Genomic DNA, 13,878 nt, shown 5'->3' on the forward strand with positions numbered 1-13,878 from the left:
CGCAAATCTGAAAATAATATAAAAGATTCAGGAAATTAGGTACTTTCTATCTTAAATAGTTAACTATATAAACGTTATAAGATTAAGTCATGAGTGGAGACAACCTATACGGGAAACAACCAATTAAGTTTTACTCTGAGGAAGTAACACTTACCAAAGTACAATTATTAGAGAAGCAACTAAGTTTAGGAGATAAAGTAACAGACCTAGATGAGAAACATAAGGAATGGAGTAGGAAGTTATCAGGATAGTTTTCTAATAATATAAATTAAAGATACATTAAAAAGTAAGGAGTATAAAAATGAATTTCGACTTTAAATGTATTGCAAGTTTTATTTAAAATTAATTATTATTTAGAAACTTTCCTATAAATTACAGAAAAGTTATTTGCTGGCATTTGACATAACTTTTCTTGAACGAAACTATTTTTGATGGCTTCATTGCTTACTTCTTCAAGATTTCGGATACCCCATAACTTATTTTGCATTTTTAATGATTTATCAAATAAATTATTACTTTGACTTGTGTGCTTATTACCAATTTTAAAAGGCCCGTACAATATTAAAAATTGTCCATTTTTTAATAATTTACTAGACTCCCTAAATAATGATTTTGTGCAATTCCAGCATGCTATATGAATCATATTTATAGATATAATAATATGAAGGGATTCTTTTACCTTCGAGGGAATTATCCAAGGAATGTTCTCAACATTTATGTCTATAGGTTGAGGCATTTTAAAATTTAGTCCTTCATAATCAATCCAGGCAGCGATACTATTTCTATGAATAAGAAGAGGATCACTTGATTGCCATAGTATTTCCGGGAAGCGTTTTTGAAATACAACAGCGTGTTCCCCACTACCACTACCAATTTCTAAGATTGATCCTCCTTTAAGCGGAATTGTTGATAATAAATCTCCTATACACTTTCTATTACGATTAGTGGCAGGAAAAAAAAGTCTATTATCTTTAATCAAAAAAGTCCCTTTATACAAAAAAAGTAATAATTAATATTTGTTCAGCGATATAATTATATATATATTTATTTATTTAGCTCGTCGCAATTTTGGGGCTTTATAAAACATTATTTTCAAGCTAAAGAATAGGATCATAACTGTAAGCAAAGGTAAAATATAAAGTATCAAATCAGTACCAAATAAAGAAGGAATGCTTGCAAAAATTAAATGCATGTAATAAGTAGCAAATGACATAAATCTTTTATCTAATTAATTTATTATTAGCAATAATTTGATAAAAAAAAAAGAGTATTTTTTCTAGTTTAAAAAATTTAAATTTTATTTTAATATAAATAACTTTTTTTGATATTAGACTTTATTAATAGGGAATTCTGATTACTAATTTAAGGATTAAAAAAGATGAGTCAGCCTGTATCCCTACTAGCTGACTCTTAAGTAATCTTAGTTAAGATTAACCTAAAGTGAGGTTATTTAAGATAAGACTAAAGTATTAAAATTAAAAAAAATACTATTAATTGATTACTAAAAAAATAAAGAAGATTATAGTTATTATGCCTTAGATATTGCACTCACTATATTTTAGTATTGTTCAATAACTGAAAATGGAAATTCTTTTTACATCTTTATTAACAAATTAAAATTAACATTTGGAGAAAATAAATTCCAAATAACGTAATAAAATTTTGGATATTACTTTTTAAAATCTAACTATAAACACAGTAATAGATTAAATTATGTTATAGTTAAATCATCTCAGGTAGAGATAAGCATAATTTATATTGACAACGCAAAAAAAATTCTCAAATTGCAAGAGTCAATAACTTTAAATGAATAACTAAATTTGTTATTTAAAACACAGGTCAAACAGTAAAAATCAATTCTTATCAAGCCTGAATTAATAGCTTCAAAAAATTAATTCAATGAAAAAACTTAACAAAAAGTATGCTGATTTATTGCATCAAGCTTCTATAGCAACTGGAAGAAAAGAAGCAGTAGGACTTCTACATAAAGCAGCTAAGCTACAAACTAAATTTGAGAAAAGCCTAGATTCTAAATAACATTTATTTGATTTGGAACTGAAATTAAGGTGTATAGATTTCATTTTGATTTTTCTTCAAAAATTGTTTATGAAATTATCTAATTATAAATAAAAATATTATCAAGTAATTACGACATATAAATTGCAAAATCTTAAAGGATTATTACCAGATTATGTAGTTATTGAAAGATACAAAAAGGTAATTTCCTTAACCAAGTGATTACAAAATTTAAATACATTTTACCTAGAAAAACCTAAAAGAATTAAGCTATTCTTTTTTTAATCTGCAATTGAAGAAATAAAAAACTTTCCCAAAATGTTTAAACTTCTAATGCAAATAATTTTAGATTCAATACTAATAATTATTATTTCTCTTTGAGCAATGCCTTGAGTTGTAGGTCATCCAACTGCTCTAAATAATTTCTCATTGCAAGCCATGACTTGCGACTTTCTATTTTTCCACTTTCCTTAAAAATGTTTGCGGAAACTTGATCAACTAATTCTTTATGATTCATAAAATTATTCTTCACCAACTTGTATAAATAAACCATTAAAAAATTCTAAAAAAAATTTCGATGGATAATTTCCTGCAACTCTTTGCTTTTTATTAAAAATTTTCTCTTCGTTTAAAATGAGATTTGTCATGTGGCTTAAGATTTTTGGTTGAGTTTTTTATGAGTCCCTAAAATTACTTTCTCTTGATATTGTTCGCATGAATGAGTCAAATGCTGACCATGCCAAATAAGTTTTTGATGGCAGTTGCAGCAGAGAATTGAACCACGACTTGCTTGACTGGAGTAATCAAATTTTGAGCAAGTAATACAGACATGACTACCTATCGATCTCGAATATGTTGGATCTTCAATATATTCCCATTTTTCATGAAGCTTACGATCCCTCTGAAATAACGAAAGCGCTGCGACTTTTTTTTCGACCATCACCAAAGCAATACATTTGTACTACTATTCTTACCCTTCGTTAGGCGGATGTCAACTGCCGAGATGAAAAACTAGTGTTATCGCGGAACTCTACCAAACAAATCGTAATAAATATGATATGGCGCATATATGTAGCAAAACTGTCGCTTTTACAGCCAAAGCAGGCGGGATTTAGACTATTTATTTACAAAACTATATATATGTGTTATATTAATTAATATTAATTATTTTCAAAAATGACTCCAGAAGCAGAACGTTTTAATGGTTGGGCAGCAATGTTAGGTTTTGTAGCAGCTGTTGGTGCATACGTAACAACTGGTCAAATCATACCAGGTTGGTTCTAATGAAGAACAACGACACTAAAATTGTTGAAAAAGAAAAGGTTGTAGCTGAAAGGCTAAATGGAAGATTTGCGATGTTGGGTTTTGTAGCCTTAATAGGAGCTTACCTGACAACTGGTCAAATTATTCCTGGATTTATTTAAAGATTCAATAACATTTCTTCCCAGATTGTTAATAACAATCTGGTTTTTTTGTCTATAGTTTTGATAGTTTCATTATCTTTAATCCCTTTAATTATGGATTTTAAAATTTAGAAAATAATATAAATTTTAAACTGCTAAAAAATGGCTAGATCCATCTTTATTATTAAAAAAAATGAACACATTTAATAAATATTTACCTTTTGGATTTAAAGCTCAAAATATTATGCCATTTTTTATTATTTTTAAACTTCTTACCTTCTCTCGTTTTATTTCTTATCTGATGAACCAATAAAAATGATTTATCCTCCCCCTCAAGTGGTTTTTGCTTTGCTAATTTTATCTACAGCAGTAGTCCTGATTTGGGATCTTAGATACAATCCTTTCGGAGAGGACCAAGACGGGATATAAAAAAGGCGTATTCAATTTTATTAAGAGCTATTGATTTTCTAAAATTCTTTGTAACTAGATTTTCTTTTTTTTAATTGAAGGTTCAAAGTTTATAAATTCTCCACTTTTAGTTGCCATAAAATTTTTTTGTTTTTAAAAGCTTTTTGCTCGTTTGTGTTTTATTTAATTTATGCGAGATGATTCAAGATCTTTGCGATAATCAAAATCATCTTTACCATACTTACAATTGTAACTTAGATGATAGTGGAAATAATAAGATGATTATATTAATAGATTACTTCTTTAATCAGTATAAAAACTCTATCGGAATAATAAAAACTATATTAAAGTCAAAGAAATAATTGGAGGGAAATCAGATGAACAACCTCGGATTGGAGATTGTATTCTGGCTAACTTTATTAATGTATCTTGGAGCTAGACTTACTCAAACTAAGAAAGATTACAAACAACAGCATTAAAAAGGCAGTTTCTAATTAATTGTTTCTTATGGATATCATTTCACATATATTCAAAAAAAGTTCTAGATTCTTTATTTAATATTTATTTATTAGTCAAGATGAAATAAAGAACTAAAAAAGAGAGTCAAACTGAATGTTTGCAATTTGGCATTTGCTCCTCTGAAACTAAAAAATCAGAGGTCATTCCTTATTTTTATTATTAAAAGAGGTATTAATCATGGCATTAAATGATACTTTTAATATTCTTCCAAAAAAAACAACTAAATCAAAAAACGAGTTAACATCAAATTTTGCTATTAAAGATTATTGGGAAGAAAAATGCAGGGAGAATCCCTCTAAAAAAGAATGTCTTTTTTATTGCGACTAAAATTTTCTTTTTTTACGTAAAATTGTAAATTTTGCAGATTGATTTTCAATAGATCCGTTTTAAATTAAAAATAATTTGAGGAAGAATTATGCCTACAAGAAAGAAAAATTCCAAGGCAAAAAAAGTTGAAACCAATACTGAATGGTTGGATAAAGTTATTAATCAATTAACAAATAAAGAGTCAAGTCATTATCTTTAGATTTTGATTTGTTTGGATTTAATTTCAAAAGCTAAGACTAGCAGTAATAGATTAATATTTAGCCTCCAATTTTTTTGAATACAGTTTTAAAAAATCCCTTAAATACTGCTACTCAAGAAGTATATCTAAATTGAGAAAAATCTCGTTTATATAAATATTCTTGTGGTTAGTATTATTTAAAAATTTTAAGTCAGTGTTTTAGGGTAGGTCTGTAATAATCTAAAGAAAAAAAATATCAGTTTATAAAGGTGCTAGATTTATTATTAAATTAAGGGTAAAAAATGAGAGTAAAGCTTGAACCTGAAACAGCTTTTATAGGAAAAAAATTTGCATATATTTTCCTAGGAGTAATGTTTAGTCTTAATGCAATAGCATTTGTTTGGTATTTCTTTTTTTCTAAACTAAATTAGATCTTATGAATTATCACTTTTTAATTGATATTATATTAATTTCTACAGCTATATCTTTCGTTTTGATACTTAGAGCTAAAAAGTAAATCTTCTAAAAAATTTAATTAGATATGAATAAGGGATTTATAGATAAAAATTTATATTCTTATTATTTAGGTATTAAAATAATTTTATCATCTTCTTGAGGTTGATTCATTAGTTACCAAATAAATCTATCCGTCAAGGATTCAATAAATATCAAAAACTAGCTTATTAGAGATCAAAAGATGCCTGGGATAATTTGACCCGTTGTTACATAAGCACCAAGTAAAGCAACAAAACCAATCATTGCCCAACGACCATTAACCTTCTCTGCATTTTGAGGGTAACCTTCATAGGAGACAGACTCATCGATATATGGACGAGTTTCAGCTGGAAACATATTCTGTCTTCCGCCTGATTCTGTTGTTACTTCTGAGTTTGACATTTTGAATATACAATTGTTAATGAATGTAACATAAATATTAAAATATGTAAAGCTAATGGCCTATTAAAAGAGGTCAAGCGGAAAATATGCCAAATGTGTGTCGAATATGCAGATATTCAGAAATGAATCTAAGATGCTCTTTCAAATTTACCAGAAATTTATGAACTCTTATTGACTCAAGACCTAACACTAAAGAAAAAACATCAGTCTTGGATTACTTATAAGCATTTATACTCACGCTAAGTATTTTTGCTTACTATGATACAAGTATGGCATTTAGGAAGTGCTTAGCTGTTTAAGCTCAGTTCATCTGAATTTAACTTATTCGTCATGAGAGTTTGCTAGTAGGGATACAAGCAAACTTTTTTTTAATTTATGGAGTTAATGAATTAGTTTCTAGCAGATAAATTATTCTTTTAATAAAAATGTTTTTAGATCAATTGGTACATAGAAAAAATCTATGCAATAAGAATTTATAATTTACAAATATTTTCAGGAAATAAACCTGTCAAAATAAAAAAAATTTGCTAAAAAAAGGATACATATTATAAACGGAATGTCCCTAGATTTCATTCTTATCCCTTTTTGCATTATTGCTATTTTATGGCTTTTTAATCGGGAGAACAAAATTTATCGTAATAATAAAAAAGAAGTCCGATAAGAATGAATTTAAACTTCAAAAATTTCAACTTTAAATTTAATATCACTAGATTTTTTTAAGTATGATTTTATTTAGATAACCATTTTCTCTTGACTAAAGTCTGCCAAAACAATACAAAGAGTCTTTAGTTTCAATTAAAAAATGTTGGATATATGGATAAATAACTTAAACAAACTAGAAAAGAAATATATCATTTTAAAAGATCAATACCTAACTAAACTCCGTTAGATCTCCATAGTAAGAAGGTTCCAAAACCTAAAAACATAAGGACAGGTATCCAAGCTGCAAAAAAGGGAGTCAATATACCAATAACCCCCATCGAACTAAAAACGAAACAAGTTAAATAATATAAAAAAATAAGTATAATACTAATACCAAATCCTTGACTCTTTGAAGATCTAATATTTTGTTTTATCCCAAGCGTGCTACCTATCAAAGCAAAAACTATGCAGGACATAGGTAATGTCATTTTTTCATAAATTCTTACTTTCATCTTTCTAGATTCTTTTGTATTTCCTGACATCTCATACATTTTCTGAGCTTTTCTAGCTTGAGATATTGTCATATTATTTGCGTCAAGAGGGATCTCAGCTAATTTAGATGGACCATTATCTAATGGATAAATGTAGGTATCAAATATTATCGTTGATACAGATCCCTCATCCTCAGTAGCCATTATCTTTCCATTATTAAATTGCCAACTACTTAATTCTTCATCAAATACACCATTTTGAGCGGTTATTAATATTTTTGTTCCTTTTTTTGAAAAATCAATAACTGTAATATCATACATGGTTTTCTTTAGGAATCTCCGTGCATAAAAAATATGAGTTAAATGAGAAGCTCCATCAATAGGTTTATTAGTATTACTATCTACAATTGAACCATATTTCGAAAATGAAATATTATATCTTCCTCTTTCAGTTCTCATTGATTTCCCCATACTATTCTGCAATAAATCAGCGGCCAAACGATTTGAAATTGGAACCAAATTATCACTAAAAGTAAATGTAAGAAATGTCATAAAAACTGCCAAAAGCAAAGAAGGTAAAACTACTCGAAAATTATTAACTCCTAGACTTTTTAGCGCTAATATTTCTGAATTTGAAGAAAGATTGCCATAAGTTAGTAAGCATGAGAGTAGAACGGACATAGGAAATGCAATAACCAAGAATCCTGGCAGGCTTAAAAAAAAGATTTTTAAAGCTATAAAAATAGGTAATCCATACTCAACAATCTTTCTTATGAGATCAAACATTACCCCTACGGAGAGAGATACGATGGTAAAAGCAGAAATTGCAAAAAATAATATTGGTATTAATTTCGATATTATCCACTTATCTATAAGAGGAATTTTTCTTAAAATTGCAGACATCTTATAGTGCAGTTTTAAATTTCTCAAGATAATAATTCTAGACTAGAAGGAACTACTTTTATTGGAAAAATATATATACTATTAGATCTACTAAAGAGATTATCCCTTTTTGCATATAGTGAAGAATTCTTATCGAAATTCATAGAATCAAAGAATATATTACTTTCTTTAAAGTAAGGTTCGTCAACAAGCGTAATTTTTACATTTTTATATTTAGTTATTAGCTCATCGCCTTTTTTTAAATCGAATGAAAAATTTTCTATTTCTCTGATACTTTGGGTAACTAATAATCTTGTTCCAATAAAATCTAATGGAACATATGTTTGAGGATCTTTTTTATTATATGTAGCCCTTATCTCTGAAAAATCGTTATATAAATAATGAGTATCACAATCAACTAAAGACATTGTATTAGTATTATTTTTGGCAACAAATTCTCTAATATTCAATGGAATTTCGTTAGTTTTAAGCGGATCAAAACGTAAATAAGAAGAATAAGTTGACAAGATCATTAAAAATGTAAGTAATGAAATGCTTAATATTTTTTTAATTAGAAATGCTTTAAAAAATTTTTTTTTGAACTCCAAATATATCAACTGTAAACCAACTGCAACCAAGAACAAAATATATGGTGCTATAAATAGTGAATGTCTTGTTAAGCCAAAAGATAACTGCCCAATACTTATTAAGAGAGTTATAAAAATTAAATTAATTATTGAAATATCAATAGCAAAATTTAATGATTTAGAGTTTTTATATGGAATCGAAATCTTTATCTCATTTAAAAATCTTTTATATATGGTGTAGAAAGATATAACAAACAATGAGATTGAGGTAAAAATTGTAAGAATGCTAATTTTTGAATACTGAGGAAAAAAAGCAAATGGGGTCAAAAAACCTCTAAAGTCAAAATCAATTCTATTACCGCTATTAAAAGGAAAAAACAATAAGATTATAAATAACAATGTTAGAAAGCCTATTTTATTCGAATTAATTATCAAAATAAATTTATCAATTAATATGTTTTTATTCTTATTGTTTGCCCTTAATTTTTTTGTAAAAATCCTCTTAATATAAAGATAAATATTATGAGCAAAAAAGTGAACGATTGAAGGATAACTAGTTATTAAAGCAAGACTAAATCCATATTTTGAAGCCTTATTACGAAAAAATATTGTTGAAGAAATAGATATTAACGAACCTGAAATAAACCAAATAGTACTTCCTAAATGATAGGTATATGAATTTATAGAATAAAAACTTAGAATACCAAACGAACAAAGAAATGATATGTATTTTGATACGCCAACAAATTTAAGAGATTGATAGAAAAGTAGTATTACTGAAATAAAAAAAACTATATTTATAAATGAAGCGTATTCATAAAACGACCCAAATCGATCAGGTAAATATAGTCCATAAATAAAACCCTCTAGAGGAGGATATGTCATTTTTAAAGGTAATAATATTAAGGAACTTATAAAATCAAATGGAATAATTGAGACTGTTAAAGCAAACACAATTCTAAGAGGAGCAAAAATAAAGCCTGTTTTCCATATATGACCAATAAAATGGCCTTTTGAAAATAATGAAGAATCAGTTAAGTATTTATAAACATCACTTGAGTCACATTCGTGAAAATGAAACAAGGAGATAATTGAATGAGATATCAAAACTAAAAAAATAAATAATGAGGTAATTATTTTTTCTTTATCGCTCAAAAAATTTTTTAATTTAGTCAAAATAAACAATTTATAAAATTGCGTCAATTAATATAAAAATAACTTAAATATCGAAGTTATCAAAATATTTTAAATTGATTGATAATCGTCCTAAAATATTGATTATGTAGCTTATTATTTTTTATGACTATTGAAACAACTGTTTTCACCTTTAAAATTTCTAATACTTTTGAAGAATGGGCTAAAATGTTCGATAGTAAAGAGATTGATGAATTTCATAAAAGTGTAGGAATATCTCCTATCTATAGAGGTAGAGGTTTAACAGATCACCAAGAAGTTATTGTTATTCATCAAGCAGAAGAAGGAGTAGCTAAACATATATTTTCCGATCCAGAAACAATAAAGAATATTGAAGCTGGAGGACATATCTATAGCACTACAAAAATTACAAGTTGGTTATCAGATTAAATGGGAAAGGAATTCAACTTAACTCAAGGGATTACTTTACTACTTTTGAAACCTTTAAATTTGCCATCAAACTACGTTTTGAATTTGATTATTTGGATTACAAATCCCAAAAATAATATTGGTTAATAATATTGGTTAATAATTTTAATTAATATTAAATTCATTTTTAGAGAGAATTATTGAAATGAATAATTATTTTATTTATTTTTTCGTTTTATATATATTGATTGTTTACCGTAAATTAAAAAAGAAAAAAAATAATTTGAATAATATATTTATAGTCACTTTCGATAGTCTTAGATTGCGTGAAGAGATCACAATTAAGTAAGAAAAATTTCGCTAAGATAAATTATTTAGAGTGATCTAGAAAAGATTAGTCACTAAATAATTAACTAAAACCAAATAATTATGACCATAAAAATAATTTAACTAAACTTTTGATAAAAAACTTCAAGTCAGAATCAAACTAAATTCACCTTTAAAAACTCGCACATTTATGGCTTCAAATTTATTATAGGTCTACATATACTATTTTTAAAATATGGGAGAAGCAAAAAGAAGACAAGATTTAGGTATTCCTCCAAGAATAAAGAAAGTAAATCACGAAAAATCAGATAGATATATTTCTTGGCTACCTATTACCAAATCAAGAATTAAAAAATATCCTTACATGGGAGTAGCAACTATGGCTTTAGGTGCCATTATCTTCTTAGTTAGTGGAGGATTTAATACTACTAGTTAATTATTAATAATTTAATTCTGAACTTTTACGTGGTGAGTCTTTATATATTTAAAATTACTTTTTATCTATTCGCATATAACCAAACCAATCAGGAACATTTTTTTCTTCCACATAACTATCATCCGGTATTAATTCTATTTCCCAATTTCTTATTTTTTTTATAAGCTCACAATCATCTACATCCGTAAAACTATCAACCTCAGATATATCGTCTTTATGTTTTTGTTTACAGTCAATCAGCCATTTTGATTTTGCTCTATTTTTTGCTTCTGATGAATTAGAGGCAACGATAAGTCCAAATTCATGTTTTTCTTGCATAGAGCTAGGATCATATCCTCCAATATTTACAAACCATAAATTCTTATTAGGAATTTCTACTTTCTTCAAAGAAGTTTTTTTTGATTTAGTTTTATCTGTATTTTTAAGATTTATTTTATAACCATCAATTGAATCGATCTTTTTATAACTATCAATATGTAAACCATTGTGAGATCCAAACCAAGCATTTCTTAGTTGATCAAAGGTATCCTCAATTTTTGAACCGATAACCCATCTGACATCATGTAGTTCAACATTTGCTTTTGGAGATCTTCCTCCAACCACAACTAAATAAAGAAATTTTTTAAGAGTTTCCATTTGTTTACATTAAATAGATAGATAATTAAAATAAATAGTTAACTGAAAGATATGATTAAAGGATAATTTATATTTTTAAAGAGTAATCCTTTTTATGAAACTAATTGGGAAATATAAAAATTCAGGATTTGAGGCTGTAGCTGATGGTGTGATTTCTTTCTTTGATAGACGAGAAGACTTACATACTAATGGTATCGCTTTTGGGCAAAACATCTCCTTAAATAATGATCCTTATAAAGTTTCAACAGATATTAGTCTTGTTTCTATAGACAGATCGGACCCAGAAGCTTTTGCAATATCTGAAGTCATAATTAGAGGGGTTAATGCAGGACTAAAAAAATATCTGGAAGATCACTCATTAATTAGAGAATGCTGCCCAGAACAATCTTTATTTGTTAACCCAATATTTAATTTACAACGTTATGCACCAGGAGAAGGATTTAAAAAATGGCATTGTGATTGGACTATTAGTAATGAAGCAACGGAACCTGTACATAGAGTCTTAGCTTGGATTCTTTATTGTAATGATGTGGATTCAGGCGGAACTGAGTTTCTTTGGCAGAAACATCATGAAGCTGCTGAAAGGGGTAAACTTATTATCTTCCCCGCGGGGATATCTCACATACATCGAGGAAGAGTAAACAAAAAAGATATAAAAACTATTGCAACTGGTTGGATAAATGCTGGTAATTTTGAAGACTACATTTCACGATTAGCAAGCTCCTAAAATACAAACTATTCATAATTATCAAAGTAGAAAATTATTTTATGTAGTGTCGCACTAAATCTATCTTATAAAATTGATGAATGATAAATTAAAAAATATTGATTTATTTAAACCAACCCTTTTTATTAGTTTTAATTTCAGGAACTGTTTTAACCTTTTTTATTTCATCTTTTCTACCTTTGATAATCATAAGTGGTACTATTGCCCACAAACCAAGGAATAATATCCAAAATACGTAAACGTTCATAGCTATTGAATTAATTTTATTCATCCTAAAGATGTTTTCTATCAGTCTGTGGCTTTCTTTTTATAGTACTCTTTTAGATGTATAATCTGCATCATTTAATTATTTTAAGATTTAAATATAGACCAAAATTACAAATAAAAAGTATTAAATCCAAATAAGAGAATGTTAACAAGATATTAAGCAAAATTATCTACTATTTTTATATAAATCATTTAAGCTAGAAAGTTTACTAAATATAGATTCCATCGAGCATTATTATGTGTTGAGAATGTATTGAATCTATACTATCTTCTTCTTCAGGATCCTTATAAGATTCAATCTCAGATTGAACTCTTCTTTTGTAAACTTCCTTGATATATGACATTTCTCTTGCATTTTTATTTAAAATTGAGAATGATATTGTTTTTAATTTCATATTTAAATTCCCTAGAATTTTTAATGGACTCTGACTAATGAACTTGAATTTTCATAGTTGAGTAAAGTCTGTTCTTCGCCTAGTAAAAGGAGAAAATAGGCATAAATCACCAAGATTCGAATTTGATGAATTTATACAGCTCAATACATATTTTGTACTGGTGTAGTTAGCGTTAAATGTATTTAGCTTACTTTTGTTACCTTACAGTTTTAGCTAGGTTTTTCACAATTTTGGCTATGAGATATGTTCGGTTTGAGGAACATTTATATACGGATAAAGGATCAACAATAGAATTTTTTTAATGTTAAGTGAATATAAAAACAAAATGATATCAATATAAATTTAAAATTGATATTTGGTAGCTATTTATTGGTGCTAATAATTTTTAAATTAGAGAAAATATGAAGTCTCATTTGCAAATCAGAATGTATCACGCTAGAAACAAATTTTACAAATACAACCACAAAGGTTTTATAAAAAATAATCCCTTATGTTATTAATCTATTTTTATTTGAATTAGGTAAATCACCGATTTCAGAAAATATTCTTAAGGAGAAATTCTATGTTGGAATATATATGACTTTATCTTCTAATTTTTGTAAAAATTGAACTTCTAGTTCTACTGAAATAGAAGATAAAAAAATCCCTACTATAATCTCTATTAAATGAGTAATGAATCAGTTACTAATTAATATTAAAAAAGGATTTTAAATTCTTTTTTGATAACTTTATATTCGGAATTAATATCATTTAATATTCCATCTACTTCATTTTTCAAATCTTTAAATTCATTAATTGTTTTTTTACTTTTCGCGTAAATAATTGATTCAAATGTTCCAGGATTTGTATTCTCAATCCAATATCCTGCATAGCAATAAATCCTATTAGGGACAATTTTTATTATTTGAGAATTCTTAGAAGCTTTATATCGATCAATCATCTTGTTTACTAAACGTCCTCTAGTTTTACTAACACCAAATTTTAGAATATCTTTCGAAATTAAACTAAGATTTTGGGATACATTTTTTCTCTTTTGTATCGAATTCCTAGAAAGTATCTTTTCAAGAGAGTAACAGTAATCAAATAATTTTGTATTTTCTTTTTTTGAAGGGTAAACTAAACCGGTTAAGTTTAGAAGTAAAAAAGAAGTGAAAAGTAGGTTTTTAAACATTTTTAA

Annotated in this window: 19 protein-coding genes; 8 read left to right on the top strand and 11 right to left on the bottom strand. The window is 26.9% G+C overall.

Annotated features, from left to right (window positions below):
* The first annotated feature begins 89 nt into the window (after positions 1-89).
* Positions 90-251, top strand: a complete 162-nt coding sequence (locus tag P9515_RS09875; protein WP_011820864.1) for a hypothetical protein — start codon at positions 90-92, stop codon at positions 249-251.
* 98 nt (positions 252-349) lie between these two features.
* Here the strand turns inward: P9515_RS09875 and P9515_RS07510 are convergent, their stop codons facing one another.
* Complete coding sequence (locus P9515_RS07510) at positions 350-997, bottom strand: DUF938 domain-containing protein (RefSeq protein WP_225867084.1); 648 nt, start codon at positions 995-997, stop codon at positions 350-352.
* 902 nt (positions 998-1,899) lie between these two features.
* Here P9515_RS07510 and P9515_RS09880 point away from each other — a divergent pair.
* Positions 1,900-2,037 carry a hypothetical protein gene (locus P9515_RS09880; RefSeq protein ID WP_011820866.1) on the top strand — a complete coding sequence of 46 codons (138 nt, stop codon included), beginning with the start codon at positions 1,900-1,902 and terminating at the stop codon, positions 2,035-2,037.
* Between the two features lie 346 nt (positions 2,038-2,383).
* Here P9515_RS09880 and P9515_RS09885 read toward each other — a convergent pair whose 3' ends face one another.
* Genes P9515_RS09885 through P9515_RS07515 form a run of 3 tightly spaced genes read right to left on the bottom strand, consistent with a single transcriptional unit; the run spans position 2,384 to position 2,956 of the window.
* Entirely contained in the window at positions 2,384-2,533 is a 150-nt protein-coding gene (locus P9515_RS09885; protein ID WP_187146025.1) for a hypothetical protein, read from the bottom strand.
* A 4-nt stretch (positions 2,534-2,537) separates the two neighbouring features.
* Positions 2,538-2,663 carry a hypothetical protein gene (locus P9515_RS10105; protein ID WP_263969686.1) on the bottom strand — a complete coding sequence of 42 codons (126 nt, stop codon included), beginning with the start codon at positions 2,661-2,663 and terminating at the stop codon, positions 2,538-2,540.
* Positions 2,664-2,668: 5 nt separating this feature from the next.
* Positions 2,669-2,956, bottom strand: coding sequence for a hypothetical protein (locus P9515_RS07515; protein ID WP_041710647.1), 288 nt, complete (start codon positions 2,954-2,956; stop codon positions 2,669-2,671).
* A gap of 236 nt (positions 2,957-3,192) precedes the next feature.
* Here P9515_RS07515 and P9515_RS07520 point away from each other — a divergent pair, with 236 nt between their 5' ends.
* From P9515_RS07520 to P9515_RS09890, 3 genes are all read left to right on the top strand, one after another.
* Entirely contained in the window at positions 3,193-3,300 is a 108-nt protein-coding gene (locus P9515_RS07520; RefSeq protein WP_011132751.1) for a high light inducible protein, read from the top strand.
* A complete protein-coding gene (locus P9515_RS07525) occupies positions 3,300-3,440 on the top strand; it encodes a high light inducible protein (protein ID WP_011820868.1) in 141 nt (46 codons plus the stop codon). Before P9515_RS07520 ends, P9515_RS07525 begins: the two co-directional genes overlap by 1 nt.
* Positions 3,441-4,523: 1,083 nt before the next feature.
* Positions 4,524-4,673 carry a hypothetical protein gene (locus P9515_RS09890; protein ID WP_011820870.1) on the top strand — a complete coding sequence of 50 codons (150 nt, stop codon included), beginning with the start codon at positions 4,524-4,526 and terminating at the stop codon, positions 4,671-4,673.
* 868 nt (positions 4,674-5,541) lie between these two features.
* Here the strand turns inward: P9515_RS09890 and P9515_RS07530 are convergent.
* The 3 genes from P9515_RS07530 to P9515_RS07540 all read right to left on the bottom strand — a co-directional run bounded on the left by P9515_RS07530 (position 5,542) and on the right by P9515_RS07540 (position 9,505).
* Positions 5,542-5,748 (bottom strand): high light inducible protein, encoded by a 207-nt coding sequence (locus tag P9515_RS07530; RefSeq protein ID WP_011820873.1) that lies wholly within the window; start codon positions 5,746-5,748, stop codon positions 5,542-5,544.
* 875 nt (positions 5,749-6,623) lie between these two features.
* Positions 6,624-7,784, bottom strand: coding sequence for an LptF/LptG family permease (locus P9515_RS07535; RefSeq protein ID WP_011820874.1), 1,161 nt, complete (start codon positions 7,782-7,784; stop codon positions 6,624-6,626).
* Between the two features lie 23 nt (positions 7,785-7,807).
* On the bottom strand, positions 7,808-9,505 hold the full coding sequence (locus P9515_RS07540; RefSeq protein WP_144038789.1) for a hypothetical protein: 1,698 nt from the start codon (positions 9,503-9,505) through the stop codon (positions 7,808-7,810).
* A gap of 144 nt (positions 9,506-9,649) precedes the next feature.
* Between P9515_RS07540 and P9515_RS07545 the strand changes: the two genes are divergently transcribed.
* Both P9515_RS07545 and P9515_RS07550 read left to right on the top strand, forming a co-directional pair.
* Positions 9,650-9,934 (top strand): DUF3764 family protein, encoded by a 285-nt coding sequence (locus P9515_RS07545; RefSeq protein ID WP_011820876.1) that lies wholly within the window; start codon positions 9,650-9,652, stop codon positions 9,932-9,934.
* 541 nt (positions 9,935-10,475) lie between these two features.
* Positions 10,476-10,676 (top strand): DUF2839 family protein, encoded by a 201-nt coding sequence (locus P9515_RS07550; RefSeq protein ID WP_011820878.1) that lies wholly within the window; start codon positions 10,476-10,478, stop codon positions 10,674-10,676.
* Positions 10,677-10,730: 54 nt separating this feature from the next.
* Here the strand turns inward: P9515_RS07550 and P9515_RS07555 are convergent, their stop codons facing one another.
* Positions 10,731-11,312, bottom strand: a complete 582-nt coding sequence (locus tag P9515_RS07555; RefSeq protein WP_011820879.1) for a DUF1543 domain-containing protein — start codon at positions 11,310-11,312, stop codon at positions 10,731-10,733.
* 94 nt (positions 11,313-11,406) lie between these two features.
* Here P9515_RS07555 and P9515_RS07560 point away from each other — a divergent pair, with 94 nt between their 5' ends.
* Positions 11,407-12,039 (top strand): 2OG-Fe(II) oxygenase, encoded by a 633-nt coding sequence (locus P9515_RS07560; protein ID WP_011820880.1) that lies wholly within the window; start codon positions 11,407-11,409, stop codon positions 12,037-12,039.
* Positions 12,040-12,142: 103 nt separating this feature from the next.
* Here the strand turns inward: P9515_RS07560 and P9515_RS09895 are convergent, their stop codons facing one another.
* The 3 genes from P9515_RS09895 to P9515_RS07570 form a co-directional block, all read right to left on the bottom strand.
* Positions 12,143-12,310 (bottom strand): hypothetical protein, encoded by a 168-nt coding sequence (locus P9515_RS09895; RefSeq protein WP_011820881.1) that lies wholly within the window; start codon positions 12,308-12,310, stop codon positions 12,143-12,145.
* A gap of 205 nt (positions 12,311-12,515) precedes the next feature.
* Positions 12,516-12,701, bottom strand: a complete 186-nt coding sequence (locus tag P9515_RS07565; protein ID WP_011820882.1) for a hypothetical protein — start codon at positions 12,699-12,701, stop codon at positions 12,516-12,518.
* Positions 12,702-13,395: 694 nt separating this feature from the next.
* Positions 13,396-13,872 (bottom strand): hypothetical protein, encoded by a 477-nt coding sequence (locus P9515_RS07570; protein ID WP_011820883.1) that lies wholly within the window; start codon positions 13,870-13,872, stop codon positions 13,396-13,398.
* Between the last annotated feature and the right edge of the window lie 6 nt (positions 13,873-13,878).

Source organism: Prochlorococcus marinus str. MIT 9515, assembly GCF_000015665.1.
Lineage (GTDB): Bacteria > Cyanobacteriota > Cyanobacteriia > PCC-6307 > Cyanobiaceae > Prochlorococcus_A > Prochlorococcus_A marinus_P.

Bases quoted from the DNA above. Each gene is read 5' to 3' on its own strand.
- P9515_RS09890 (WP_011820870.1), top strand. From the start codon at position 4,524: ATGGCATTAAATGATACTTTTAATATTCTTCCAAAAAAAACAACTAAA.
- P9515_RS07520 (WP_011132751.1), top strand. From the start codon at position 3,193: ATGACTCCAGAAGCAGAACGTTTTAATGGTTGGGCAGCAATGTTAGGT.
- P9515_RS07565 (WP_011820882.1), bottom strand. From the start codon at position 12,701: ATGAAATTAAAAACAATATCATTCTCAATTTTAAATAAAAATGCAAGA.
- P9515_RS10105 (WP_263969686.1), bottom strand. From the start codon at position 2,663: ATGACAAATCTCATTTTAAACGAAGAGAAAATTTTTAATAAAAAGCAA.
- P9515_RS07530 (WP_011820873.1), bottom strand. From the start codon at position 5,748: ATGTCAAACTCAGAAGTAACAACAGAATCAGGCGGAAGACAGAATATG.
- P9515_RS09880 (WP_011820866.1), top strand. From the start codon at position 1,900: ATGAAAAAACTTAACAAAAAGTATGCTGATTTATTGCATCAAGCTTCT.
- P9515_RS07535 (WP_011820874.1), bottom strand. From the start codon at position 7,784: ATGTCTGCAATTTTAAGAAAAATTCCTCTTATAGATAAGTGGATAATA.
- P9515_RS09895 (WP_011820881.1), bottom strand. From the start codon at position 12,310: ATGAATAAAATTAATTCAATAGCTATGAACGTTTACGTATTTTGGATA.
- P9515_RS07560 (WP_011820880.1), top strand. From the start codon at position 11,407: ATGAAACTAATTGGGAAATATAAAAATTCAGGATTTGAGGCTGTAGCT.
- P9515_RS09875 (WP_011820864.1), top strand. From the start codon at position 90: ATGAGTGGAGACAACCTATACGGGAAACAACCAATTAAGTTTTACTCT.
- P9515_RS07550 (WP_011820878.1), top strand. From the start codon at position 10,476: ATGGGAGAAGCAAAAAGAAGACAAGATTTAGGTATTCCTCCAAGAATA.
- P9515_RS09885 (WP_187146025.1), bottom strand. From the start codon at position 2,533: ATGAATCATAAAGAATTAGTTGATCAAGTTTCCGCAAACATTTTTAAG.
- P9515_RS07555 (WP_011820879.1), bottom strand. From the start codon at position 11,312: ATGGAAACTCTTAAAAAATTTCTTTATTTAGTTGTGGTTGGAGGAAGA.
- P9515_RS07525 (WP_011820868.1), top strand. From the start codon at position 3,300: ATGAAGAACAACGACACTAAAATTGTTGAAAAAGAAAAGGTTGTAGCT.
- P9515_RS07515 (WP_041710647.1), bottom strand. From the start codon at position 2,956: ATGGTCGAAAAAAAAGTCGCAGCGCTTTCGTTATTTCAGAGGGATCGT.
- P9515_RS07570 (WP_011820883.1), bottom strand. From the start codon at position 13,872: ATGTTTAAAAACCTACTTTTCACTTCTTTTTTACTTCTAAACTTAACC.
- P9515_RS07545 (WP_011820876.1), top strand. From the start codon at position 9,650: ATGACTATTGAAACAACTGTTTTCACCTTTAAAATTTCTAATACTTTT.